Annotated in this window: 23 protein-coding genes, 1 tRNA gene and 1 pseudogene; 20 read left to right on the top strand and 5 right to left on the bottom strand. The window is 64.3% G+C overall.

The window, feature by feature from the left end; all coding sequences use genetic code 11:
- The first annotated feature begins 35 nt into the window (after positions 1–35).
- The 9 genes from sctQ (at position 36) to ACCQ15_RS01990 (ending at position 5,966) form a co-directional block, all read left to right on the top strand.
- On the top strand, positions 36–989 hold the full coding sequence (sctQ, locus tag ACCQ15_RS02030) for a type III secretion system cytoplasmic ring protein SctQ (RefSeq protein WP_218490922.1): 954 nt from the start codon (positions 36–38) through the stop codon (positions 987–989).
- Positions 976–1,620 carry a type III secretion system export apparatus subunit SctR gene (gene sctR, locus ACCQ15_RS02025; RefSeq protein ID WP_372381149.1) on the top strand — a complete coding sequence of 215 codons (645 nt, stop codon included), beginning with the start codon at positions 976–978 and terminating at the stop codon, positions 1,618–1,620. The genes sctQ and sctR overlap by 14 nt, the downstream gene beginning before the upstream one ends.
- 4 nt (positions 1,621–1,624) lie before the next feature.
- Positions 1,625–1,885: a type III secretion system export apparatus subunit SctS gene (sctS, locus tag ACCQ15_RS02020; RefSeq protein WP_008575435.1), complete on the top strand. Its 261-nt coding sequence runs from the start codon at positions 1,625–1,627 to the stop codon at positions 1,883–1,885.
- A complete protein-coding gene (locus ACCQ15_RS02015) occupies positions 1,882–2,709 on the top strand; it encodes a 4-hydroxyphenylacetate catabolism regulator HpaA (RefSeq protein ID WP_372381148.1) in 828 nt (275 codons plus the stop codon). Before sctS ends, ACCQ15_RS02015 begins: the two co-directional genes overlap by 4 nt.
- Positions 2,706–3,644 (top strand): HrpD5 family protein, encoded by a 939-nt coding sequence (hrpD5, locus tag ACCQ15_RS02010; RefSeq protein WP_372381147.1) that lies wholly within the window; start codon positions 2,706–2,708, stop codon positions 3,642–3,644. Before ACCQ15_RS02015 ends, hrpD5 begins: the two co-directional genes overlap by 4 nt.
- A gap of 9 nt (positions 3,645–3,653) precedes the next feature.
- Entirely contained in the window at positions 3,654–3,896 is a 243-nt protein-coding gene (gene hrpD6, locus ACCQ15_RS02005; protein ID WP_218490898.1) for an Hrp regulator HrpD6, read from the top strand.
- Positions 3,897–3,981: 85 nt separating this feature from the next.
- Complete coding sequence (gene hrpE, locus ACCQ15_RS02000) at positions 3,982–4,254, top strand: HrpE family protein (RefSeq protein ID WP_218490897.1); 273 nt, start codon at positions 3,982–3,984, stop codon at positions 4,252–4,254.
- A gap of 54 nt (positions 4,255–4,308) precedes the next feature.
- Positions 4,309–4,779 carry a CesT family type III secretion system chaperone gene (locus ACCQ15_RS01995; protein WP_218490896.1) on the top strand — a complete coding sequence of 157 codons (471 nt, stop codon included), beginning with the start codon at positions 4,309–4,311 and terminating at the stop codon, positions 4,777–4,779.
- 197 nt (positions 4,780–4,976) lie between these two features.
- Entirely contained in the window at positions 4,977–5,966 is a 990-nt protein-coding gene (locus tag ACCQ15_RS01990) for a pectate lyase (RefSeq protein ID WP_372381530.1), read from the top strand.
- 568 nt (positions 5,967–6,534) lie between these two features.
- On the opposite strand, the gene xopF1 is transcribed toward ACCQ15_RS01990, so the two are convergent.
- Positions 6,535–8,547: a type III secretion system effector XopF1 gene (gene xopF1 / locus ACCQ15_RS01985; RefSeq protein WP_372381146.1), complete on the bottom strand. Its 2,013-nt coding sequence runs from the start codon at positions 8,545–8,547 to the stop codon at positions 6,535–6,537.
- Complete coding sequence (gene hap3 / locus ACCQ15_RS01980; RefSeq protein ID WP_218490893.1) at positions 8,544–8,990, bottom strand: Hpa3 family type III secretion system protein; 447 nt, start codon at positions 8,988–8,990, stop codon at positions 8,544–8,546. The genes xopF1 and hap3 overlap by 4 nt, the downstream gene beginning before the upstream one ends.
- A gap of 887 nt (positions 8,991–9,877) precedes the next feature.
- Here hap3 and ACCQ15_RS01975 point away from each other — a divergent pair.
- From ACCQ15_RS01975 to ACCQ15_RS01965, 3 genes and pseudogenes are all read left to right on the top strand, one after another.
- The gene (locus tag ACCQ15_RS01975; RefSeq protein WP_372381145.1) at positions 9,878–12,310 is read left to right on the top strand and encodes an HrpF/NolX family T3SS translocon protein; all 2,433 of its coding nucleotides are present in this window, start codon (positions 9,878–9,880) and stop codon (positions 12,308–12,310) included.
- Between the two features lie 1,043 nt (positions 12,311–13,353).
- A pseudogene (xopAE, locus tag ACCQ15_RS01970) lies at positions 13,354–14,804 on the top strand (type III secretion system effector XopAE).
- 45 nt (positions 14,805–14,849) lie between these two features.
- Positions 14,850–15,038: a hypothetical protein gene (locus ACCQ15_RS01965; protein ID WP_169306461.1), complete on the top strand. Its 189-nt coding sequence runs from the start codon at positions 14,850–14,852 to the stop codon at positions 15,036–15,038.
- 173 nt (positions 15,039–15,211) lie between these two features.
- On the opposite strand, the gene ACCQ15_RS01960 is transcribed toward ACCQ15_RS01965, so the two are convergent.
- A tRNA-Arg gene (locus ACCQ15_RS01960) sits at positions 15,212–15,288 on the bottom strand.
- A gap of 475 nt (positions 15,289–15,763) precedes the next feature.
- Between ACCQ15_RS01960 and ubiA the strand changes: the two genes are divergently transcribed.
- Positions 15,764–16,669, top strand: a complete 906-nt coding sequence (gene ubiA, locus ACCQ15_RS01955) for a 4-hydroxybenzoate octaprenyltransferase (protein WP_218489608.1) — start codon at positions 15,764–15,766, stop codon at positions 16,667–16,669.
- Positions 16,670–17,035: 366 nt separating this feature from the next.
- Here the strand turns inward: ubiA and ACCQ15_RS01950 are convergent, their stop codons facing one another.
- Positions 17,036–17,761 carry a ComF family protein gene (locus tag ACCQ15_RS01950; protein ID WP_011346085.1) on the bottom strand — a complete coding sequence of 242 codons (726 nt, stop codon included), beginning with the start codon at positions 17,759–17,761 and terminating at the stop codon, positions 17,036–17,038.
- A gap of 49 nt (positions 17,762–17,810) precedes the next feature.
- On the opposite strand from ACCQ15_RS01950, the gene bioB reads away from it, so the two are divergent.
- The 7 genes from bioB (at position 17,811) to lpxO (ending at position 24,500) form a co-directional block, all read left to right on the top strand.
- Positions 17,811–18,845, top strand: coding sequence for a biotin synthase BioB (bioB, locus tag ACCQ15_RS01945; RefSeq protein WP_218507227.1), 1,035 nt, complete (start codon positions 17,811–17,813; stop codon positions 18,843–18,845).
- Positions 18,769–20,142 carry an 8-amino-7-oxononanoate synthase gene (gene bioF / locus ACCQ15_RS01940; protein WP_029818402.1) on the top strand — a complete coding sequence of 458 codons (1,374 nt, stop codon included), beginning with the start codon at positions 18,769–18,771 and terminating at the stop codon, positions 20,140–20,142. Before bioB ends, bioF begins: the two co-directional genes overlap by 77 nt.
- Before the next feature lie 191 nt (positions 20,143–20,333).
- Positions 20,334–20,708, top strand: coding sequence for a DUF7079 family protein (locus ACCQ15_RS01935; protein ID WP_051370094.1), 375 nt, complete (start codon positions 20,334–20,336; stop codon positions 20,706–20,708).
- Between the two features lie 100 nt (positions 20,709–20,808).
- A complete protein-coding gene (gene bioH / locus ACCQ15_RS01930) occupies positions 20,809–21,570 on the top strand; it encodes a pimeloyl-ACP methyl ester esterase BioH (protein ID WP_014089124.1) in 762 nt (253 codons plus the stop codon).
- A gap of 44 nt (positions 21,571–21,614) precedes the next feature.
- A complete protein-coding gene (locus ACCQ15_RS01925; protein WP_184422633.1) occupies positions 21,615–22,397 on the top strand; it encodes an SDR family oxidoreductase in 783 nt (260 codons plus the stop codon).
- A 63-nt stretch (positions 22,398–22,460) separates the two neighbouring features.
- On the top strand, positions 22,461–23,345 hold the full coding sequence (gene bioC, locus ACCQ15_RS01920) for a malonyl-ACP O-methyltransferase BioC (RefSeq protein ID WP_372381144.1): 885 nt from the start codon (positions 22,461–22,463) through the stop codon (positions 23,343–23,345).
- A gap of 249 nt (positions 23,346–23,594) precedes the next feature.
- On the top strand, positions 23,595–24,500 hold the full coding sequence (lpxO, locus tag ACCQ15_RS01915; RefSeq protein WP_008578114.1) for a lipid A hydroxylase LpxO: 906 nt from the start codon (positions 23,595–23,597) through the stop codon (positions 24,498–24,500).
- Positions 24,501–24,601: 101 nt separating this feature from the next.
- Here lpxO and ACCQ15_RS01910 read toward each other — a convergent pair whose 3' ends face one another.
- Entirely contained in the window at positions 24,602–25,021 is a 420-nt protein-coding gene (locus tag ACCQ15_RS01910; RefSeq protein ID WP_008578113.1) for a nuclear transport factor 2 family protein, read from the bottom strand.
- Between the last annotated feature and the right edge of the window lie 19 nt (positions 25,022–25,040).

The following is a 25,040-nucleotide window of genomic DNA, read 5'->3' as shown; positions in this document are numbered from 1 at the left end:
GCCAGACTCCACCGGCACGTGCACTCTCTCAGGCGTTGACGCGCGTTGCGGCCGAGCGCGCCCAGCTTGGCAGAGTGTTCGGCGACCCACGCGCAGCACGGCAATGCGGCTTTGCCACGCATTGCCGTCGCATCTGGCCCAACGATGCGGCCCGCCTGCGCCTGCAGCTGGATGCCGGCCAGATGGATTTGCGGATTGCCGCGCGCGACGGCCTGGCGCTGCTATTGAACGAGGACGACGACGCACTACGCGTTTCGATCGCGGGAATGCTGCTGGCCGATCGCCTGGGCGCATTTGCGCCGCTCGGCCTGGGCGCTGCCGAGGTGATCGCCTTCGAGCGCGATGCAGAGCCAGACGACTGCCACGGCATCGGCATGACACTGGGCGATCTCGATGCCGTTGCGCTGACGGCGAGCGCGTCGCTGCTGGCCACGTTGCAGGCCGCAGTCGGCGGACTTGCGCCGCCTGCGCAGCTGCCAGCCTGGCTGGCTGCACTGCGCGTCAACACGCGCCTGCGCATCGGCGGGCGCACCGCATCGGCGGCTTTGCTGCAGTCGCTGCGGCCTGGCGATGTCTTGCTGCATTGCACGGCCTCGGCTGCGGTGACCGGCGGCGATGTGCTCTGGGGTATCGCCGGAGGCGTGGTATTGCGCGCGCCGGTGCGCTTGAACCTGCAACAGATGATTCTGGAGGCCAGCCCCACCATGCAACACGATACGTTTGAGCCGGAAGTCGCGCCGTCCACCAGCAACGTGGCAGAACTGGAACTGCCGGTGCAGCTGGAAGTGGATCAACTTGCGCTGTCTCTATCGACCTTGTCGGGTTTACAGCCCGGGCAGATCCTGGAGTTGTCGGTGCCGGTCGATCAAGCCGACATCCGCCTGGTCGTTTACGGCCAGACCATCGGCACCGGCAGGCTGCTGGCAGTGGGCGAACATCTGGGTGTGCAGATCCTCAGCATGTCGGAGAGCACGCATGCAGATGCCTGACGTCGGCTCGCTGCTGCTGGTGGTCATCATGCTGGGCTTGCTGCCCTTCGCAGCGATGGTGGTCACCTCCTACACCAAGATCGTGGTCGTACTTGGCCTGCTGCGCAATGCGATCGGGGTACAGCAGGTGCCGCCCAACATGGTCCTCAATGGCGTTGCATTGCTGGTGTCGTGCTTTGTGATGGCCCCGGTGGGCATGGAGGCGTTCAAGGCCGCGCAGAGCTACGGCGCCGGGTCGGATAACAGCCGCGTGGTGGTGCTGCTCGACGCCTGCCGGGAGCCGTTTCGGCAATTCCTCCTCAAACACACACGCGAGCGCGAAAAGGCGTTTTTCATGCGTTCTGCACAGCAGATCTGGCCCAAGGACAAGGCCGCCACGCTCAAGTCGGACGACTTGCTGGTCTTGGCACCGGCATTCACGCTCAGCGAATTGACCGAAGCCTTCCGTATCGGCTTTCTGTTGTATCTGGTGTTTATCGTCATCGACCTGGTGGTGGCCAACGCGCTGATGGCGATGGGCCTTTCACAGGTCACCCCGACCAATGTGGCGATCCCGTTCAAGCTGCTGTTGTTTGTCGCCATGGACGGCTGGTCGATGCTGATTCACGGCCTGGTTCTGAGCTATCGGTGACGCCATGGACCATGACGATCTAGTGCGATTCACTTCCGAAGCCTTGCTGCTCTGCCTCAAGGTGTCCTTGCCGGTGGTCGGTGTCGCTGCGTTGGCCGGGCTGCTGATCGCCTTCGTCCAGGCGGTGATGTCGCTACAGGATGCATCGATCTCGTTCGCACTCAAGCTGGTGGTGGTGGTGGCCGCCATTGCCGTGACGGCGCCGTGGGGTGCCTCGGCCATCATGCAGTTCGGCCAGGCATTGATGCAGGCGGCGTTCCCATGATCCGTCGCATCTCGCCCGGCACCTTGCGGCCCTCGGTTTCCATCGAGCATGGCGGCTCGCATCACCATGGCGATCATCATGCCGATGCGGCAGGCACCAGCGCGGGGTCGCCTACCGACATTGCGGCACGAGCACCGCGTCTGCGCCCTGCTCCACCGCGCAGGCGACGCCGCGGGATCCGGTCGCTGGACGGCCAGGAGGATGAATTCGACGCCAACGAGCAGGAAGAGATCGAAGCCAAACGCGAGTGCGCACTGCGCGGACGGGTGAGCGTGGCCATGCTCCCGGCCCAGAGCCGGGAGCATGGCCAGGGCGACCAGCACGGCGGTGACCGCAGCACGCATACCGACGATCCGCAGGCCGGTCCATGGCACAGCGCCGCTCCAGCGCAATTGAGCGACAGCATCCGCACGTGCATCGACGCGATTGTCGATCGCTACGTGACCAGGCGCGACGCCGATCCAGTGGCCAAGCGCCACGCGCTGGCTGCTGCGCTTGTCGAGCTGCGCGCCGTCGGCGTTTCGCATCCTGCCGTCGCCCCCTTGACCGCAACGATCTGGAGGTTGATGCGCGAGCATCTACGCGCGTACGACAAGGCCAGCGCGGCGGAGAACCTGCTGGCCTTGCGGACCCGGTTGCTGGAGTTGATGCCATCGGAGTTGGAGCCGGTGCCCGCGCTACGCAATTTTCATCTCCTGCTTCCACTGATCCTGCTGAATGCGGAAAAACCGCGCAGACAGGTCGATCGTACACATGCCATCACACGTCTGAACACACTGCTGATTGAGCAACCACAACAGGTGGCTCAGGAGGTTCGCCCATGACCATGCAGCTTCGCGTACTGACAGGAACCCATGCAGGCGCACGATTAGATTTGGCACAAGGTCGTTACACCCTGGGGAGCGATCCCCAAACCGATATCCGAATAGACGATTGGCCTGGTTGCTCACTCATTATCGAGGTAGACCAAGATGGTCAGATCCGCTATAGCAGCGACACGGTGCCAGAAACGTCCTTTGTTGCGTTTCAGCCAGTCCGCTTCGGCCCCCTGGTACTGTGTATTGGCGATGCTGGTGCCGATTGGCCACACGATGTGGCGCTGCTGGAGCAGCTGCTTTCCCCAGCCGCCGCGCCGGCACCGCGCGCGTCCAGGCGCAAAGTCCTGCGCACGGCGGTGGGTGCCATGCTAGCGCTCTCTGCAGCAGCGTTGATCCCCTCGTTGCAACCCGCATTTCTGTCCGATGCCGCCACCCCGCAACGTCCAGGAAATGCTGTCAATCAGACCAAAACGTTGTTGAAACAACTTGGTTTTCACGAAGCGCACGCTGAACGCGTCGGCACGCGCGTGCTGATCGAAGGCCTGGTCCCCAGCAGCGCCGACGCCGCACGCCTGCGCACGCAGGTGCATCGGTACCACCCAGCCGTCGCCGTGAATGTCGCCGTTGTGGACGAAGTACTGGCGACGCTGCGCGACACCCTAGCTGACCCCGCGCTCAGCGTCCGTTACGAAGGCAATGGCGTTTTTTCGGTTTCCGGCAGCAGCGACAACGCCGAACGTGCAAGCCGCCGCATTGCCGACGTGCGTAGCGACCTGGGCCCTGAAGTCCGTTCGTTACACGTCGAGATCAGCCAGCAAGATCCGTCCGTAAAACTTCCGGAAAATTACGACGCGGCATTGCTCGCCGACGGCCTGCACTATGTCGAAACGCCGGATGGCACCAAGCACATGACATCCCTGCCGCAGCAAGCGGCGCAATGAGAGCCCCCCATGTTCGATGCCATGACCGATACGGTCACCCAGGATATGAGCAAGATTTTGCAGACCAAGGTGCTGGATGTCTCCGGCGAGCGACTGCGCAACATCGAGGCAGCCCTGCACGCGACAGCGCAACAGCTTCGTGTGCACTGGTCCGCCGCGAGCGATCAGGTTGCGCGCAACGACTTCACTGTCTTGCACGACGGCATCAACGCTGCGCGAGAAATCGTCGCGCACATCTCCAGCATGCCTTGATCATCGAGTTACTTGGCCATGATGGTCAAGCAAAACGCGCCAACAGGCGCACCACGTTACGTCTATTTATCTAAGGAGTATTGATATGCCAAATTTACAATCGTTAGGGCCGATGTTAGGTCAGGGCATGGACCCGTTTACAACAGACCTTTCAAACAGATGGAGCAATCACTCGGCCACTAGTATGTCGGGCAATCAGATCACCAGTCTGATGAGTGGCATTGGCGATTCAGCCGCGGAGCAGGAGCGTATGAACAATTACCTCACTGCAAAGAAGAACGAACTTGACTTCAACGTGGCGCTCAACAAGTTCATCGGCAAGGCGGGCGACAACGCGAAGCAGCTGGTTGGCCAGTAATCGGCGCCGGCATGCGCAGGGCTTGTAGGGGGCCCTGTGCATGCCTCACCCAAGATGAGCAGTGCGCGATTCGAAACCATCGTTCGACAGATGTGCGAGGCACTGGACTTGCCGGATGTGGAGTCGGTGCTCAGCCGGCGTGTGCTTTGGGTAGAAGGCTTCGAGGTCTATCTGCACCTGCCGAAGCCACAGCAAGAGGACGACGTGCAGGAAGAAGCACTGTACTTGCGCATCGCCTACGGGCTGCCACCTGCGGGGCGGACACTGATCGTTTTCAGGCTCCTGCTCGAGGCCAATCTGTCGGTGTATGCGCAGGACCAGGCACAGCTTGGATTGAACGATGACGGCGTTATCGTATTGATCGTGCGGGTACCGCTGGACGATGACGTCGATGGCGCGTGGATATGCGACCTGCTTGCCCACTACGCTGAGCATGGCCGTTACTGGAACAACAACATCTTCATTGCACATGACGAAATGTTCGAAGGCATTGCGACGGGAAACTATCTGTGGCTGCGCGCGTGAGGTGACAAGCCGCCGCGCTGCACTACATCGCGACGCTGCCGCGACTTATCACCTGTAACAAGTCTTCGTCCGTTCCTAATTTCTAACAAGGGAACTCACCAATGAATCTCGCCATCCCCTCGCACACCACAGCGAACTTACAGCCGTCACCTTTATACCTATCGCAGCAGCAGACCTTGAATGCGTTGATCATGAGTATGTTCGCTTACTGCATACAACGCATGATCAACGGCATGCTGCAACCGCAGGACAACCCATCCAAAGAAGATCAGCCACCGATCGTCCCCAATCCGATGCCGTCGGGACCGGCGTCTAATCCGCCCTATTCCACCAACCTCGACGGACAGCACGACAGCGGGACTGGCGATGGCAGCTGCTACAACAAAAACAAAGGCGGCAAATGGGACCCAGATGCCGACAGTGACTCACCGCCCACCCGACCCGCTCAACCGACAACATTGTCCAGCCATGGCGATCCCCCCAACGGCACGCAGGCGCCACTGCCTTCCGGAAAGGTCGTCAGCGCCCCCCCCGGTGTTCAGAACAAGACCATCGTGGTGCACAAGGGCGAGGTGTTCGATGGCAAGAACCAGACGTACATCGGCGGGCCCGGCCTTGGTGATGGCTCTCAGAATGAGCACCAGCAACCGCTGTTTGTCGTCGAGGAAGGCGGCAGCCTGTGCAACGTCCGCATGAGAGGCGGTGGCGACGGTGTGCATTTCATGGGCAGCGGCAAGATGGTCAACTGCGTTAACGAGGACGTCAGCGAGGATGCGGTCACCATTGATGGCCTGGGCAACCGTGCGCATGATGCGGGGATTGCCGGTTGCAACGCAGACGTCAGTGGCCGCCCGAAGGTAGAAATCATCAATTGCACGTTCAACAACGCCTCGGACAAGGTCGTTCAGGACAACGGCACTGCCGACGTGCTGATGTCGGGCGACACTGTCAATGGTGCCGGCAAGGTTTTCCGGACCAACGGTGGGTATCGCGATATCGACACGCACCTGCGGGTCCAGGATTGCGAGTTCAACCATGTCAAGGAAGCCGTGTTCCGTACCGATGCGCCCGACGCGACAGTGGTACTGGCAAACCTGGAAACAGATGCGCCCAACGAAGTGATTGCCCCTAACGCTTCGCAGGCCAACGGGGCGACGCGTGTCGGTCATAAGACCTACAGCGGCTGATCGTCCCCTGCACCTCCGCCGCGAGTCGGTGGCGCCAGGCAGGTGCACTTGATTGATGCATCTGCCTGGCATAAGCGACCGGTGGTGGCGGCCCACGTAATTGACCACTGGCGTGCAGCGTGCGCTTTTTCAGCATCGTCTTAACGGCAATCGGCCACAATTGCAGCCGGAGTCACGGTGTCGGCAATCCAATCCAGGGATGTCCGCGAAAGTAAGCACGGACGCGGGCATGGCGTCCCGCATTCTGTTGCAGCAGTTTGCAGCGTACGGCAGCTGGTGCATTGGCGCTGACGAGGAGACGACCGCCTTGCCGGCGAGTTCTTTCCGGTGTTTGACGTGCGCGTCAAGTTCGACGCGTTCCGGAGCGGCGACGCCATCGAGTCGCGGATGCAATGCCTGCCTCGTGCAGTGAGCGACCTGCGCAGATCGCGGCATGAGGCCGTGGTGTTCCATGATTGCTGGTAATGGCTAAGCTGCCAGACACCACCAAGCCACAGACGCGACGAACGCGACGTCTGTGGCTTGGTGGTGTACAACGCTCCTGAGTATCAACGCGACAGCTGAGCGCTCATGCTCGCCCGCTCTGCCACTGGCGAAGTGCTTCGCTGTCATGCAGTGCACGCTTGAGCGTTTGCAGCTGGCCATCCAGTGCCTGCGTGGCCGCGTCGCGGGGGACGCCGCTAAAGGTTTGACTCCACCCCTCGCGTAGTGCAGTGCGTACCGCATCGATGGTCGCGATCGAAACGGACTGCGTGCCGATCTCCGTACGCAATGTCTGCAGCGCAGTACGCAGTGTCTGGCCAAGCGGCCCAGGGCCAGGCGCGGCGCGCATCCCCTCCTCCATGGCACGTTCTGCCTCGGCAGGTGTCGGCCCCGAGAGCCTGGCGATCGCCTGGTCCACAGGCTCGGCCAGGGCCTCGAGGGTTCGTTCGATGGTGCGTTGATGCTCGGCTGCAAGCGCGGCACGTTCGTTGTCCAGGCGCGCCGCCTGGGAGGTATTGGCGCCGTTTTTGGCCTTGAGCGCATTCCAGAACGTATCGTTGAACAGGGTTTGCACGGCCTGCTGCACGACCACAGCCGTGGAATTGGCGGCTTCGCCAGCAACACGGATGTGGCTCCCCCGACGCAACGGCGCTGTGATGATGCGCCCGGCCCCCATCGAGCCGAAGCTGGCCATGACGTTGCTCAGCATGTGGCGGGTCAACAGGTCGCGTGCCGTGGTGGCGACGGCGTTTGCGCTGTTGAAGCCCTGCCTTGCCAACGCCAACGCTTCCTTTCCGGTGTCCAGCAAATAGGTAGGCGGGAAATGCACGGCGTCGGACCATTGTGCAGGCCGGCGCGCTTTGTCGGGCAACGCCAACGCAAACAGGTTCAGCCGTTGCTCTCCGCCAACCAGATCCGGGACACGCATTTGGCCGGTCCGTGCCACGGCTTTGCCTGTTTCCAGCAGTGCCTTTTGCACGACCCCGGCAGCGCCAATGGCCAGCGCGCTCAACCCCCACTGGCCGACAGGCGTCAGTAAGCCCGGTTCACCACCAGTCCGGCGCGCGGCGTTGAACCCTGCGTTGATCACTGGCTTGAGCAACAAGGTATCCAGTGACTTGTCGTCCAGGGTCGATTGGCGCTGCGTGATGCCCAGGCGGCGGTCGTAGGTCTGCGCCTTGAGGTCGGCAAGCGTCGGCGCATTGTTCTCGCCCGGACGCGTGAAGCGCTTGCCCTCGGCAGTGATTTCCAGAATGACCGGTGGCGGATCGGGCACCAGGATCTTGGGGTCGATGGCCTGAAACCTCGGCAGGTTGGAAACGCGCGCGCGCCGGTCCATTGCCGGGATCAACAACGTATCGCTGGTATAGGACGCAGACCCCGCCGCGACACCTGCAACCATCGCCGTACTCAGCTCCTCCGCGTCGGCAGGGCGCCGGGACGCATAGGCCGCACCCGTGGCAAGACCGACCGGATTGCGCATCGCACCGATAATGAACGCCCGTAGGCATTCGTAGGCAATCGGCAATGCCGCTTTCGTGCCCGCTGTCTTCATGTCACCGACAGCCTGGTACCCGGCATCCGGCCCGAAGGCAGTGATGCGTTCCTGCACGCGCGCGTCAGCCCATTCCAGATAGCTGGCCTGCAGGGCCGTCTGCTCTTCGGAGGGCGCAGCAAATGGCAGAGCGTCCAGGCGGGCACGTAGCTGCGCTTTCACCTCGGCGGCCGCCGCCGTGCTGCGTTCGGCATAGGTCGCCGCGGCGGCAGGCACATCCGGTGTGTCGATTTCCCGGGCTGGGAACACGACCTGCGCGGTGTAAAACGTTGCGTCCGACGCGTCCGACGCTTGCGACGAGTCGGACCGATGCGAGCCGCCGAGCATGGCCCCTTCTTCATCTGCATGAGGACTGGCGCGACCGGCCAGTGATGCGCGACGACCACGCAGCGCCGCGCTGGAAGAGGCCAGGCCCGCAAGCGGGCCAGTGGGTGCGCGTTCTTCCCGCGGGGCAGCAACGTCTTCGGCCTGCGTTGGTTGGACGGGAGGGTGCGAGGCTGCGCCGCGACTTGCAGCGGTGCCGATATCGCTGGAGAGTTTCATGAGGCCACCTCCTTGGCCGTCTCGACCTGCGTCGCCAGCGCGTCCAGCACGACACGGGCAACCACCTGCCCACGGTCCAGTGCAGCGGCCACCTCTGCAGGCGTGCGCACCAGCAACAGCGGGCAGACGCAGAGCAGGCCGAGATCCGACAGCGTGAGCCGCCAGCCATACTCGGTCAGCAGTTGCTCCTGCAGCGACAGCAGCATCACCACCTCCTCGCCTCCAAGCTCGCGTGCCGCCAGGGGCAAGATCACTTCAGGGAAGGCCATCAATGCGTCTGGCTGCCCCTGCGTGTGGACGCGGCACAGCATGCCGGCAGGGCCCAGAATGGTCTCGCCTTCGCCGAGCCGCTGCGCAAGCTCACCAGGTAACCCAAGGCATGCGCTCAGGCCGATAAAAAAAGCGGTATTCGCTGTTTGTTGATTGTGCGATTCCAACGTCATCTGAAGTGCTCCGTGAGGAAATTCGATGGGTTGCTACGCGCCAGCAGCGCGCGGCACATTGTCTTGCCCACAAATTCGCGCCCAAGCGAAGTGGGACGAACCACCTGCGCCATACACGAAGTGGGGTGCCGGTAAATTTCCCAACCAAAACCTGCGCCACACATTAATAAAACGGACACAATCAGAAGGACTGCGCCCCTGACCTGGCGAAGGAACCAAGACTGATAAGTGCGCCTGCAGGCACCGCCGGCAATTTCGCGTCCAGGCGGGTCTACTGACGCAAGCGAGTTACCGAGATATTAACTAACTGCGCACTTTATCCTGCGTACTTCATCCGTGTCAGCTCCAGCGTTGGCCAGCGCGTTGATTCGGTGCAAGCCCCATCTGGCGACCCAGATGATCCCAACACGTTTCATGGCCGTGATTCACGGCTCCAGCCGGGCAATAAAAGAAATGTCATGCAACCAGGTTCCATGACATCCCCTGGTTTCTCAGCACATCCAGGGCTGCAGTCAGAACAGCCCTCACAATTCCAATACTGAGGGGTTCGGCCGCCGCGTGACGGAACGCTGGTGATCGCTGCACACGCCGCCGGAACACCGCGATGATCTGCATCTCCAAGCACGTATCGTAGCGATGTACATGAGTGCGCCGGCCCACAGCAGGAACAATCGCCGCTCAACTATCGGCGCCAAGCAGCGCCGGCAGGCAACGCATCGACGGGCCGATTTTTGCGCTTTTTTCGCCAAAATAGTTCGTCGGCCAGGGTGCACCTTGCGCAGATTGGCAACATACGTCTACACCGCATGGGCGCATCCGTGCGGCCGTATAAGAATCAACTTATACGAAGGTGCTCTGCCAATTCTGTCATTCGCGAGGCCGCCTCTATGTCGCTCAACACGCTTTCTACCGGGAGCAACCCCAGCCAACTGCTGGGCACCTCTTTCAACGAGTCGTCTTCATCGGAGCTGCTTGGGTCCGATTCGTTCAAGGACGGCTCCGACCTGCCATCGACGATGGACGACATCTTCCTGCTGATCTACCAGTGGCTGGCAGCCCTCCAAACCAACACGCCAACGAGTACATCAAGCAATGCGTCGGCCGATGCACCGGCAAACACGCCAAGCGGCGATGCCAGCACCCCGTCCTCCGCATCGGACGATCAAGCCACCCAGCCGATCGAAAAGCGCACCTCCTGGCCATCGCTGGGCTACGACTTCGACCCCAAGCACATCAAGGGGAAGGATGCGCCGCCGGCGCTGGAAGGTTCGACGGTGACCTGGAACGATGGCACGCTGACCAAGTCGGAGCTTCAGATCGTTTCGACGCTGAATGCGCACAAGGACCAGATGCCGCTCGAGTACAAGAATCTCGACGACAAGATCAACGACCCTTCCACGCCCGCCGACCTGAAGGCTGCATTGCAGGGCCTGAAACAGGACCCGCGCTTGTTCTTTGCGATCGGTTCCCAGGGAGACGGCAAGTGCGGCGGCAAGATCAGCGCGCAGGATCTTTGGGATTTCTCTGATTCACATCCGCAGGTCAAGGAACTGGGCGGGAAGAACGACGAGTTCAACCCCAAGAATATCAAGGGGTCCAACCCGCCGCCGGCGGCGGAGGGCTCGACGGTCACCTGGAACGAGGGCCAGCTCAATCAATCCGAACTGGAGATTGTTTCGGTTCTGGATCGGCACAAGGACCAGGTCGACTCGCTGTCCTTCGATCAGCTGGACGCCAAGATCAACGACCCGTCGACGCAGCCTGACTTGAAGAAAGCGCTGCAAGGATTGCAGAAGGATCCGCGGTTGTTCTTCGCCATCGGCTCGCAGAAGGACGGCAAGTGCGGCGGCAAGATCAAGGCGCAGGACCTCACAGACTTCTCGTACTACCATCCGCAGATCGCCGAATACAACGACAAGCAGGCAAAGAGCTACACGCAGAACTACATCGCATCCGATAGCCCCGACAAAACCAAGGCGTCGGTCATGACCAAAAGCGATGCCCTGCGCGAGCTGTATCGCTATTCCGACTATCTGCCCGGCAACCTGAGCGAGGACGAATTCGCCAAGATCGTCGATGGCGACAGCAAGACCGGCAAGTGCCCGCCGCAGGTGATCGCGGCTGCTCAATATTTTCGCGATCATCCGGACGAGTGGAAGGAATTTGCAGGGGATTCGGGCTCGATGAGCACGCCGGATTTCCTGCAGAAATCCACCTCCGCGATGCACCTGACCGCGGACGAGCAGAAGACGCTGGACACCATCAACAGTCATCAGGACGCGTTCTACGGCGACGGCAAGGAAATCACGCGCGACAAGCTCGACGCGATCTCCAAGGACGACAAGGCCGACCCGGCCGTCAAGCAGGCCGCGACGCAGTTGTTGGCCGACCCGCTGCTGTTCGGCTTGTTGAACAACTCCATCACCGGCTACAAGAAGCCCCATCACTTCTTCGGCGGCGGCCATGTCGTCGATTCGGGCAAGATCAGCCAGGACGATTTCCGGCAGTTCTATGACCACATGAGTGCAGCCAACAAGACCGTGGACACGCCGGCCACGCACGAGGCGAGCTCGCCCGATCAGCAAAAGGCTGTCGCGGACATGCTGGTGGGCAAGGACGATCCGCCCGCGATCAAGAAGCCCAAAAAGGACGTCGGCACCTTCCAACACGGCCTGCACGAGTTCCTCAAGTGGGACAGCAAGATCCTGGACTGGATGTCCGTGGGGCTCAGCGCATTGAACGGGATCCCCATCATCGGCGAAATTGCCGATGCGGCGTCGATTGCATTGGAGAGCGAGGCGCAGGCGGCGCAGGTGGTCGACACCGCGATTCAAGGTGGCGACATGTCGCTGGCCTTGAAGCTGGCCGGCATCAATATGGCCGGGGCGGTGGTTGGGGCAGTCGGCGGCCCCACGGCCAGAATCGGGGCCAAGGGCGTGGCCAAGGGAGTGGCCGAAGCCGCGGCCAAAGGAGCAGCCGAGGGCGCGGCCAAGGGAACGGCAAAGGGAACTGCAAAGGGCGTCGCCAAAGGTGGCGGTAAAACCGCGGCCGAACGGCCGAGCGCCGCTGAGTTCGCAAAAGGCTACGTGGGCGGCACCGCCATCAGTAAATCGGTTGAAATTCTCAAGACGCCCGTCCTGGCGGGCTTGCATTACGAAGAATATCAACTGGACAAGCAGAAAGACGGACAGATCCACCAGAAGCTGGAAAACGCCGGCGGTGTCCCGGTGGGTAAGCAGATTATCCCCAAAGGCATCGCCGACAACTTCGAGGGAGACCTGCGGCAGAATCTGCGCAATATCCGGATCCGTCGCAGATAATGCGCATGCCACAGCGAGGTTTCGTTTCGGCGTCTTGCCGCTGGCGTTGGTGCTCGAAGGCAGGCGTTGAGGCAACGCCGGTCGATGGGCCACGACGTGCGGCAGCATCGCGCTGATGCGTTGCGGTATCGCTCGGCGACCTTCGTATGAACGTGCCTCCAGATGCTTGGAGGCACGTTCCGGCGCCGCTGCAGCCATGTGCCTTGGCGAACAGGCGACGGGATACCGGAAGCTCTCCCGCGAGCATCGACATCCTGACAATGAAGACCGGCGATACGCGTGGAGACTGCGTCGCGAGCGATGCGGCGCGTCACCTGATCGATCGCCCGTTGCCATCGTGTACATCGCGCCGACAGCCGATGACATCGAATGCCGAACAATCACCGCTGTCGGTGAGCAGGGATGCAGCACCGGCGCGCTTCTACAAAAACCGATTCGCCAGGCGATGCAGCCTCTTCGCGTTGATGCGGCGATGGCAGTCGCATCGCAGTAGCCTGCACGCTTGAACGCCGCAGCTAGCCGACCAAGCAGGGTGTATCTCCATGTTCAATGTCAATCGCCTACTCCGCTCTCGCCCGCGAACGGACAACGCCGATCAAGCGCCCGCGCAAGACAGTCCTTCACGGCAACCTTCGAACGCAGAGGGCTTGTTGAGCCCCCTGCTCGCGCGGCCGCGACGGCGCGAAAGCACGTCAGCGGCCGGCACGTCGACGCCTGGAAACCCAGTGCACGGGAGCCCTTTCCGTTCACCTCTGCGTCCGTCGGGCCAGCCGGCTGCACTTGCGGGTGCCTCTTCTGCGCCACCGCGCAGCATCGAGCACGACATCGATGATTGGCTTGCGCAAAGCCTACCGATGGCAGAGCGGGTTCGAACGGGCTACAACCTGCACGACGGGTCGAGAGATATGTCGCGGGAAGTACTGCAAAACGCCGCAGACGCCATCCGCCGTGCAGCGAGCCGCCGCAGCACCGAACTTGTCGTCGATTGCCTGCCTGCCACGACGCTACCTGACGCGATCGGCCGGCTCGACGCGCTACAGAAATTGACGCTGCTCCATACCGGGCTTCAGTCGCTGCCAGACAGCCTGGGGCAGCTGCGCCGGCTCCGCCTTTGCAGATCACTGGCGCGCCGGACCTGAAGACGCTGCCGCCCTCGTTGACGCGCCTGTCCAATCTCAGAACCCTTCAATTGGCGATGGTCCCGTTAGACGAATTACCCGCAGACCTTGGGCGCATGCAGGGTCTGCGCGGCCTCGCGCTAGGCCGCGGGCACTATGCGCGCCTGCCGGACAGCATCGTCGAACTGAGCCGGTTGAGCGAGTTGCGCGTGTCGCACTCGTCGCATTTTCGCCAGTTGCCTGAAAACATCGGCCTCATGCAGGGGCTCAGGTCACTGGAGGTGGCATCGAATTCCAAGCTGGAGCAGCTGCCAGGCAGCCTCACGCAGCTGCATCTGCTGGAAAAACTCGACCTGTCATCCAACCGCCGGCTGGCGCACTTGCCTGAGGACATCGGGCAACTGCGCGGCTTGACGGAACTGTCGCTGAGAAGTTGCGCTGCGCTGCAGCAGCTGCCGGACAGCGTGGGGGATCTGGCCCAGCTGCAACTGCTGGACCTGCGCGACACGGGCCTGCAGACTCTTCCACAGTCGCTGGCACGACTGCCCGCTCAATGCGATATCAAGGTGCCGGATCATCTGGCAGACCGATTGCTGCAGATCCGCGACCCGGAGCGGGCGCAGCGCCAGGCACAGCGCGCGGCACAGCGGCTGGCCGAGCGGAGACGACGCGCGCCCGTGCCGGCGGCGCAACAGGCCGGGTCGTCGTGGAACCGCGTCCCCGAGTTCACGCGCGTGTTGCGCAGTGTCGATGCCGACCTGGGCGAGCGTTTTGAGAAATGGACGCAAGGCCTGATGCAAAATGCCAGGATGTTTGGCGCATCCATCACATCGGCCGACATGCCCCTGCTGGACCAGGTGGTAGCCGAGGCCATTCGGTCACCCGAATTCCGCAGCAGCTTCGGCCAATTCTTGAGCGACCACACCATCAAGACGCTCAACCTGGATGGCATGACGCAAGTGGGTGGGCGCGGGCCCGCCGTGCGAGGAGACGCCAAAACCGCGTTTGCCGAGATGCTCAAGCACAAGCTCATGCACACGCAGGACCACCAGACCGCACTGGGCCTGCTGCTGGAAGCACTGAGGAATTCCGACCTGGGGCTGTCCAGGCAGACGCTGCTGCGCAGCAGGAATGAACTCACCGGGCGTGTGGAAATGTGGCCGCCACTGAAGGCCTACATCTCCATGCACGATGTGGAAGGAAAAGCGGCGCAGGATGCGGCGATCACGTGGGCGATGGCTCAGTTTGACGAAGCGCATGAGGGTGTCATCGGGGAAGCGGAGGCCAAGCAGGAGTCCGAGCAGGCGCAGGCCAACGCGAACCGCTTCATCGAGCGGCGGGCGCGTGTACTGCTCCAGGAATGGGGCATCCATTAGACCCTGGCGTCCGGCGATGCCACTCCCGCAGTTGAATGGACAGGCATGCTGATGATGTTGATCGCAGAACCCGGCGGGTGTTTGCCCGCCGCGTCCATGCAGTCGTTATCGGCTGCAGGCAACCAGCCAAGCGGCAGCGGTCTGTCTGCTCGCGTCGCTCAAACTGCAGAAGCCACGCATATCCAGGACGCCGCGTTGGTCGCTGTCGTTGAAGCGTTCCATGAAGCCGCTTGACTGCTTGGGGCATCCATCTTTTGCGCTTCTGCGTTGAGGGCAGGTGCGCCCATCTATGCCCGATCAGTGTGGATGCCAATGGCTCCGGGTGGACCGTTCGCTGTACAGGCAACAAAAAACCCCCGATCTCTCGAGGGTTTTTTTAAATCCCAGCACAAGCTCTGGAACTGAACTGGTGCGCCCGGAGGGATTCGAACCCCCGACCAATGGCTTCGGAAGCCACTACTCTATCCGGCTGAGCTACGAGCGCCTGGCCGCGCATTATGCCAGAACAGCCGGCGTGCGCGTGATGGGGCCGGGCGACACGCGACCTGGCCAGCCACGGCGTCACTCCAGATGCAACGACACCGGCCTCTCGGCCCGGGCAGTCGCCGGGCGACACCGGATGCCCAGGTTCAAGCGCACAGGGTCCAGACGTGCAGCGGTGTGGCCATCTCAAGCGCCGTCGCCAGAGGCAGCCTGCTCAACGTCCCACCTGACCGTCAGCTTGGGCACGCGCGTGAGCGCGACCACTGCCGAGCCTGCGTGGCAACCGCACCACCTGCCGCAGCCCACCCGCGCCAACGCCCGGCCCTGGCCGCTCGCAACCTTGATCGCTGCGGCCAGCCGCACCCCATGACAACCGGCCATCATGGATGGCAGGGCATTGCCAGAATTGCCGCCCGCACAGCGCCCACCCCGCGCCCACATGACCACGGCCGAGCCGCGCTGCTACCCTTTGCCGCATGAGCAAGCATGGTGTCGAACAACTGCCCGCAGCGCGCGCGCTGACGTGGCCGCAGCGATTGGGCCAGTACTGGAAGCTGGTCCGTGGCGACCGCCCGATCGGGAGCCTGCTGCTGCTCTGGCCCACCTGGTGGGCGTTGTGGCTGGCTGCCGATGGCCTGCCGCCGCTGTGGACGCTGTTCGTGTTCACCGCCGGGGTGTGGCTGACCCGCTCGGCCGGCTGCGTGATCAACGATTACGCCGACCGCTGGCTGGATCCGCACGTGGAGCGCACCAAATCGCGTCCGCTGGCCACCGGCGCGGTCTCCGGGCGCGAGGCGCTGTGGGTCTTCGTGGTACTGATGCTGGTGGCCTTCGCGCTGGTGCTCACGCTCAACTGGCTCACCGTGGCGCTGAGCGTGCCCGGCGTGTTCCTGGCCGCCAGCTACCCCTATCTCAAGCGCCATACCCACCTGCCGCAGGTCTATCTGGGCATGGCGTTCGGCTGGGGCATCCCGATGGCCTTCGCCGCCGTGCAAGGCGGCGTGCCGTTGCTGGGCTGGCTGCTGTATGCCGCCAACATCCTGTGGGCCACCGCCTACGACACCTGGTACGCCATGGTCGACCGCGACGACGATATCCGCATGGGCAGCAAATCCACCGCCATCCTGTTCGGCAGATTCGATCTGATCGCACAAGGCATCTTGTATGCGCTGATGGCCGCGACGCTGGTGCTGGTCGGCCTGCGCGCAGATCTCGGTGTGGCGTACTGGGCCGGTCTGGCCGTTGCGGCGCTGCTGGTCGCCTACGAATTCCGCATCGCCCGCCACCGCGAGCGTGGCCCCTGCTTCCGCGCCTTCCTGCACAACAACTGGGTCGGCCTGGCGATCTTCGTCGGCATCGCCGTGGCGGTAGCGGGGCGTTAGGTTCGGGATTCGGGATTCGGGATTCGGGATTCGGGATTCGGGAGTCGGGAGTCGGGAGTCGGGAATCCGTCGATTACAGACCAGATATTGGGATGACGGGTGAGGGTTCGAAGCATGCGCGCATCTTTGATGGCTCTACTCCTCGTCTCGTCCTCCGCCGTCCACCCGCCGAAGCCGCATCGCCATTCGGCGCGCTCTGCTGTCAGACAAAGAGCCCCTCTCCTGCGGGGCGAAAAGACACGGCTTGCGCGCCACTGGCGCGCGTGTCTTGGAGCGCCCGCGCCGCAAGCGTGGGCCGGGGCGCAGAGCGGGGGTTGGGGTGAGGGTAAGGGCGAAGCCTCGCGCACCTGACGCCGGCAGGCCAGATCACGGCACCCGCGCGCAGACCCACGCATCCACCCGTTGAACACCCGCCTTGCGCAAGGCCTTCGCCGCGGCGTGGAGTGTCGCGCCGGTCGTCATCACGTCGTCCACCAAGGCCACATGCGCCGGCAAGGCGCCGCGGGCCTCGAAGGCATCGCGCAGATTGCGCTGCCGCTCGACCGCGTCCAGTTCGGATTGCGGTGCGGTTGCGCGAACGCGTCGCAGCAACGGCAGGCACGGCAGCTGCAGCGCGCGGCCCAGCGGTCGGGCCAGCTCCAGCGCCTGGTCGTAACCGCGCTGGCGCAGACGCTGCCGGTGCAGGCTTACCGGCACCAACGCCTGCGGGCGCGGCAGCCCCACGCAGCGCCGGGCCATCAGTTCGCTGAGCAGGCGGCCTGCCGCCAGGTCCTGATGAAACTTGAACCGCCGCAGCAGCCCATCCACCGGCCAGCGATAGGTAAAACAGGCATGCACCCGCTGCAGCGGTGATGGGTGCTGCAGGCACTGCCCGCATAGCGCCACCGCGTCGGAGACGAACAGTTGCGTGGCGCAGCACAGGCAGGCATGGCCGTGATCGGGCAAGGCGGCGCGGCATGCGGGGCATAGATCGCCATCGGGCGTGCCGGCCTCCGCGCAGACCAGGCACAGGCTCGGCAGCAACAGCCGCAGCACCCGCTGCGGCCATCTGTAAACCGATCGAACCTGATTGAAGTTGACAGCCTCTTCCATGCTCACCAGACTGCCTGGCTTCCAAGCCGCTGACTGTCAGGAAACTCCGATGTCTGTTGTCGTCCGCCATGACTGGGATCGCAAAGAGCTGCAGGCGCTGTTCGATTTGCCGTTCCCGGAGCTGCTGCACCGCGCGGCCAGCGTGCATCGCGCGCACTTCGACCCGGCGCAAGTGCAGGTGTCCACCCTGCTCTCGGTCAAGACCGGCGGTTGCCCGGAAGACTGCGCGTACTGCCCGCAGGCCCAGCGTTACGACACCGGCGTGAGCGCGCAGAAGCTCATGGAGACCGAAGAGGTCGTGGCCAAGGCGCGCCAGGCCAAGGCCGCCGGCGCCTCGCGCTTCTGCATGGGCGCGGCCTGGCGCTCGCCCAAGGAGCGCGACATCCCCAAGGTCGCGGCGATGATCCGCGAGGTCAAGGCCATGGGCCTGGAAACCTGCGCCACGCTCGGCATGCTCGACGCCGGCCAGGCGCGTGCGCTCAAGGATGCCGGGCTGGACTACTACAACCACAATCTGGACACCGCGCCGGATTATTACGACTCGATCATCCACACCCGCCAGTACCAGGACCGCCTGAACACGCTGGAGCATGTGCGCGATGTCGGCCTGAAGACCTGCTGCGGCGGCATCGTCGGCATGGGCGAAACCCGCGAACACCGCATCGGCCTGCTGCTGGCGCTGGCCACGCTGCCGGCGCATCCGGATTCGGTGCCGATCAACCAACTGGTGCAGGTACCCGGTACGCCGCTGCACGGCACCCAGCAGCTGGATCCGTTCGAGTTCGTGCGCATGATCGCCGTCGCCCGGATCGCCATGCCGAAATCGATGGTGCGCCTGTCCGCCGGCCGCGAGGCGATGAGCGACGAACTGCAGGCACTGTGCTTCCTGGCCGGTGCCAACTCGATTTTCTACGGCGAAAAACTGCTCACCACCGGCAACCCGGACACCGAGCGCGACCAGGCCCTGTTCCAGCGCCTGGGCCTGCGCCCGATGCAGATCACCGTGGATGCGGCCGAGCACGATCATCCCGGCACCATCCATGCGGAGATCACCCGCAGCGCGGCCTGCGAGCACGCCGCCTGACCCGGCGCCGGGCGCCGGTCGTCGGTGGCGGCTGGGCGCCCCGAGCCCGGCACGCTACGCTAGCGGGCCTTCCCTGCCGTTGAACGCCCCCATGGCTCGCCCCGATCTGCACGAACGGATTTCGTCGCTGCGTAAATTGCGTGTGGCCCAGGAACGGGTGCGGGTGCGGCGACAGGTGGGGCGGCGCGATGGCGTGCGGCTGGAGATCGATGGCCGTTGGCTGACCGGTTTCTGTTCCAACGACTACCTGGGTCTGTCGCAACAGTTCGAAGTGGTCGCCGCGCTGCAGGATGCCGCTGCCCGCGATGGTGCCGGCGCCACCGCCTCGCATCTGATCTGCGGCCACCACACCGCGCACGAAACGCTCGAACGCGAAATCGCCGACTGGTTGGGTTATCCGTCGGCGTTGCTGTTCGGCAGCGGCTTCATCGCCAATCTGGCCGTGCAGCAAGCGTTACTCAGCGAAGAAGACGACGTCTGCGTGCAGGACCGGCTCAATCACGCCAGCCTGCTCGATGCCACGCGGCTGGCCGGTTGCCGGCTGCGGCGCTATCCGCACCTGGACGTGGAAGGCGCGATGCGCCAGCTCAAGGGCGCGCCCGAAGGCGCGGCGATGCTGGCCACCGACGGCGTTTTCAGCATGGATGGCGATGTCGCGCCGCTGCGCGCCTTGAGCCTGGTGGCACGCATGCAGCACGCGCTGTTCTATGTGGACGACGCGCACGGTGTCGGCGTGCTCGGTCCGCAGGGACGCGGTTGCGTGGCCGATGCCGGGTTGGGCGTGGCCGAAGTGCCGTTGCAGTTGGTCACCCTGGGCAAGGCGCTCGGTGGCTACGGCGCGGTGGTGGTGGGCGAAGAGGCGTTGGTGCGCCATCTGGCCGAAACTGCGCGTCCCTACATCTACACCACTGCACTGCCGCCGGCGCAAGTGGCGGCCACCCTGGCGGCCGTGCGCCTGGCGCGCCGCGACGATTGGCGGCGTACGCGCCTGGTCGAATTGATCGGTGCCTTCCGCGATGGCGCGCGCAAGTACGGCTTCGAACTGATGGCCTCCGACACGCCGATCCAGCCGCTGCTATGCGGCGAGGAAGCAACCGTGATGGCGATGTCGGCTGCGCTCGAACACGCAGGTTTCATGGTTGGCGCCATTCGTCCGCCCACCGTGCCCGAAGGCAAGGCGCGCTTGCGCGTCACCTTGTCTGCGCTGCATACGCCGCAGCAGGTGCAGGCATTGATCGAGGCCATCGTGCAGGCGCGCGACGTGGTCAGTCGGCAGCCGCTGCGTGCCTCTGCCTGAGACACGCGGCAGTGCGTGGCTGGCCTGCATGCGAGCACGCGTGGGCCACTCAGCCACCGCAGCGATTGCACGACGCAGCTGCATGGCAGGCGACAACGGCGCGCTGACCGTGCATTGCGGGATGGATCGCCTGCATTGGACCCGCCGTGCAACCGGTGCGCGCCTGCATCCAATCGCACCCGGCCACTGACATGCCACTGGCGACACCTGGCACGGATACGGCGGCGCAACGTCGCGTGTGGGAAGCGTTGTCGCGGCTGTACCTGGACAGCGGCAGTTGCGACGACGACGGCATCGCGCGCGTCCTGGCTGCCTCGCCCTTCACCCTGGACCAGGTGCGCACGATGTTGTTGTACGAAGTGCACCCGGTGCTGATCGGCAATCTGCGCAGCGTGGCCGGCGTCTGGGACGGCTTCGATCCCGACTGGCTGGCTGCGGCGATCCAGGCGCGGCGCGCACGGCGCCGACACTGGCCGGCGCGCTGGCACTGGTGCGGCCATGCGCGCGCGCAATGGGCACTGCTGGCTCCAAAGATCGTCGCACTGCGTGCAGCCGCCACGCATTGACGCCCAGGCGCTGCACCCACCATCGGATCTGCGTGCCTCCAATGACCAGCGCGCATCCCACCATGCGTGCCGGCACGCCACAATCGGCGACAATGCGCGCATGCATATCGATGTCATCGGCCACGGGCCTGCGCTGGTTCTCCTGCACGGTTGGGCACTGCACGGCGGCGTGTTCGCACCGCTGGTGGAGCGCCTGGCGCCGCACTATCAATTACATCTGGTCGACCTGCCCGGGCACGGCTTCAGTCGCGACGACAGCACGCCGCTGGCATTGCCCTATGTGGTTGCAGAAATTGCGGCCGCCACACCGCCGGCGGTCTGGCTCGGCTGGTCGCTGGGCGGGCTGTTTGCGCTGCATGCGGCCGCCACCCTGCCGCAGGTGCGTGGGTTGGCGATGATTGCCGCCACGCCGCGTTTCGTGCGTGGCAACGATTGGCCGAGTGCCGTCCAGCGCGAGGTGTTCGTGCAATTCGGGATCGAGTTGTCGCGCGACTACCGCGGCACGCTGGAGCGTTTTCTTGCGCTGGACACGCTGGGCTCGGCGCATGCACGCAGCGAACTGCGCAGCCTGCGCGAGACGCTCACCGCGCGCGGCGAACCGGCACCGGAGGCGTTGCAGCAAGGGCTCGCCCTGCTCGAACGCACCGATCTGCGCCGCGCCGTGCCGCAACTCGCACGCCCCAGCCTGTGGATCGCCGGGCAACGCGATCGCCTGGTGCCTGCCGCCGGCATGCACGCCGCCGCCGCGCTCAGCCCACACGCGCAGGCGCTCACCATTGCCGGCGGTGGTCACGCGCCGTTTCTGGGTCATGCAGATCAGGTGAGCGAGGCGCTGCAACGCTTCGTTGCGTCCGTGCCATGAGCCGATCGTCGATCATGCGACATCGCTGATCGAGGACATCTCGCATGAATCTGGGAATCGCTGGCCGCTGGGCGTTGGTCTGCGCCGCAAGCAAAGGGCTGGGTTTGGGCTGCGCACGTGCATTGGCCGGCGAAGGCGCCAATGTGGTGATCGCCGCGCGCGGCCGTGAGGCACTGGAGCACGCCGCCGACGCCTTGCGCGCACTGCCCGGCGCTGGCCAGGTGCGCAGCGTGGTTGCCGATATCGCCACGCCGGAAGGACGCAGCGCCGCACTTGCGGCCTGTCCGCAGGTCGACATCCTGATCAACAACGCGGGCGGCCCGCCGCCGGGCGATTTCCGCCAGTGGGAACGCGCCGACTGGTTGCGCGCGCTGGACGCCAACATGCTGGCGCCGATCGAACTGATCCGCGCCACCGTCGATGGCATGCGCGCACGCCGCTTCGGCCGCATCGTCAACATCACCTCCAGCGCGGTGAAGGCGCCGATCGACATCCTCGGCCTGTCCAATGGCGCGCGCGCCGGCCTGACCGGTTTCGTCGCCGGGCTCGCGCGCAGCACCGTGGCCGACAACGTCACCATCAACAACCTGCTGCCTGGGCAGTTCGCCACCGACCGCTTGCGCGGCAACTTCGCCGCCATCGCGCAGCAACAGGGCAGCAGCGCCGACGAGGTCGCCGAACGCAAGCGTGCGGGCATTCCGGCGGCGCGTTTTGGCGAGCCGGACGAGTTTGGCGCGGCCTGCGCCTTTCTGTGCAGCGCGCAGGCCGGCTATATCACCGGACAGAATCTGTTGATCGATGGCGGCAGCTATCCCGGCACGTTCTAGCGCGGCGCCTTGCACGCCCGATCGATTCCCTCCGCCCCTGCCAGGGGCGACAATAGCCTTGCCATGACCAGTACTTTCGATCCCCGCCACGTCCGGCGCGCCTTTGCGCGTGCCGCCAGCACCTATACCGCCGCCGCCGCGCTTCAACGCGAAGCGGAAGCCCGCCTGCTCGAATCCCTCGACTACCTGGGCGAGCAGGTGCCCAAGGTGGTGCTGGATGTCGGCGCCGGCCCCGGCCATGCCAGCGCTGTAATCAAGAAGCGCTGGCCCAAGGCACAGGTGATCGCGCTGGATCAGGCCATGCCGATGCTGCGCCAGGCGCGCAAGGCCGCAGGCTGGTGGAAGCCGTTCACGCAGGTATGCGCCGATGCGCGCGCGCTACCGGTTGCCGACGGCAGCGTGGATGTGATCTTCAGCAATCTGTGCCTGCAGTGGGTGGAAGACCTGCCGGCCGTGTTCGCCGGTTTCCGTCGCGCGCTGCGCCCGGGCGGGTTGCTGCTGTGCTCCACCTTCGGCCCGGAAACGCTGATCGAATTGCGCGAGGCCTTTGCGCAGACCGACCCGGCCCCGCACGTCAGCCGCTTTCCGCCGATCGCCCAATTCGGCGATGCCCTGCTGATGTCCGGGTTCCGCGACCCGGTGCTGGACCGCGACCTGTTCACCCTGACCTACAACGACCTGCCCGCACTGATGCGCGAGCTGCGTGCGATGGGAGCAACCAATGCACTCAGCAACCGCCGCGCCACCTTGACCGGACGCGGTCGCTTCGCGGCCGCCAGCGCTGCCTACGAACCGCTGCGGCGACCGGACGGCACCCTGCCCAGCTCCTGGGAAGTGATCTACGCCCATGCCTGGGCACCGGCGCCGGGCGCGCCCATCCGCGAACACGGGCATGAGGTCGCCAGCGTGCCGGTCAGCGCCATCCCGATCCGCCGCCGCATCGACTGAACGGCGGTACAGAACGCCGGTCCGCGCGCATCCACTGCCGGTGAGACACAGCGTATTGCGCCCATGCCACTGCTCAGCGGTCAGGCTCGGCGGTGACAGTTGCTAGAATTCTGAAGTGACCGGCCGCACTTCCTTCGTTGCGGCTTACCTTGTTCGATGGTGGCTACCGACACGACGCAGCAGTGCTGCGTGCGTTTATTGGCAGCCACTCTCACGTTTGCGGCCCCCCGCCCCCAATCGGCCTCCCTCATGTTGAAGTGGCTCCTCATCGCGCTGTTCATCGCATCGGCGCTCTACATCCATTATCGCGGTCGCGTGCGGCACCGGCTCAGCCGGCAGTTGCTGGACCATTCCACCTTCATGGCCCCCATCAACACACTGATGTACCTGTGTTCGCGGGTGCCGACCACCCCGTTCATCGACCCGGGCAAGGAATTTCCCGAGCTGGCGCCGCTGCGCGCGAGCTGGCCACTGATCCGCGACGAAGCGGTGGCGTTGCAACAAATGCAGAAGATCCGCGCTGCCGAAGGCTATACCGACATCGGCTTCAATTCGTTCTTCCGGCGTGGCTGGAAGCGCTTCTATCTGAAGTGGTACGGCACCGCGCATCCGTCGGCGGCCGAATTGTGTCCGCAGACCACCGCCCTGCTGAAATCCATTCCCACGGTCAAGGCCGCGATGTTCGCCGAGCTGCCGCCGGGCAGCGAACTTCGCCCGCACCGCGACCCGTTCGCCGGCTCCATGCGCCTGCACCTGGGCCTGGCCACACCGAACGACGACCGTTGCTTCATCGACGTCGACGGCCAGCGCCACAGCTGGCGCGATGGCGAGTGGACCATGTTCGACGAGACCTATATCCATTACGCGCGCAACGACACCGACCAGGACCGCATCATCCTGTTCTGCGATATCGAACGCCCGATGCGTTGGCGCTGGGCGGCGGCGGTGAACCGCTTCGTCGGCCGCAGCCTGCTCTCGGCCGGCGCCTCGCCCAATCAGGAAGGCGACAAGACCGGCGGCATCAATCGCGTGTTCCGCTATTTCTACGCCGCCCGCCTCAAGGCCAAGGCGCTGAAGGAACGCAACAACCCGCTGTACCAGGTGCTCAAGTGGAGCATCTTCATCCTGGTGGTGGTCGGGATCGTGTTGCTGTAATTCCCGCCTACCCGCGTAGAAGCGCACCCGGGCGCGAGCGTCGTCGTCGATAACGCTTCATCGCACCCAGGTGCGCTGTTACGCAGCGCTGGTCGATGCGCTCAGCGCGATACCTGCGCAATCCATTCCTGCAGGTTGTAGTAGTTGGTCACGCGGGTGATCTTGTCGCCGCGCACGTCGAAGAACGCACCGCCCACCAGCACATAGGTCTGCCCGTTGGCCTCCGGCAGGCCTTCGTCGGTGGTGTGATAGACGCCATGCACCACGTACTCGGCACCGACCCGGGTGCCATCGTCGTTGGCGATGACGACCACATCGCGCAATTGCTCGCGGTAGCTGTCGTTCATGCGCTGCAGGAACGCGGCAAATGCGTTGCGGCCGATTTCGCGCGGACCTTGATTGAGGTCGTGGGCGACGTCCTCGGCCAGAAACGCCAACATGCCGTCCCAATCGCCACGGTTGAATGCTGCGTAGTAGGCCTGCACCAGGCCAATGGCGTGTTGCCGATGGGTCTCGCTCATGCTCGAACCTGCCCGCTGG

It is taken from the genome of Xanthomonas sp. NCPPB 1754, from assembly GCF_041475725.2.
Lineage (GTDB): Bacteria > Pseudomonadota > Gammaproteobacteria > Xanthomonadales > Xanthomonadaceae > Xanthomonas > Xanthomonas euvesicatoria.
Note: the sequence above shows the minus strand (reverse complement) of the source record. Positions and strands in the feature narration are given on the sequence as shown.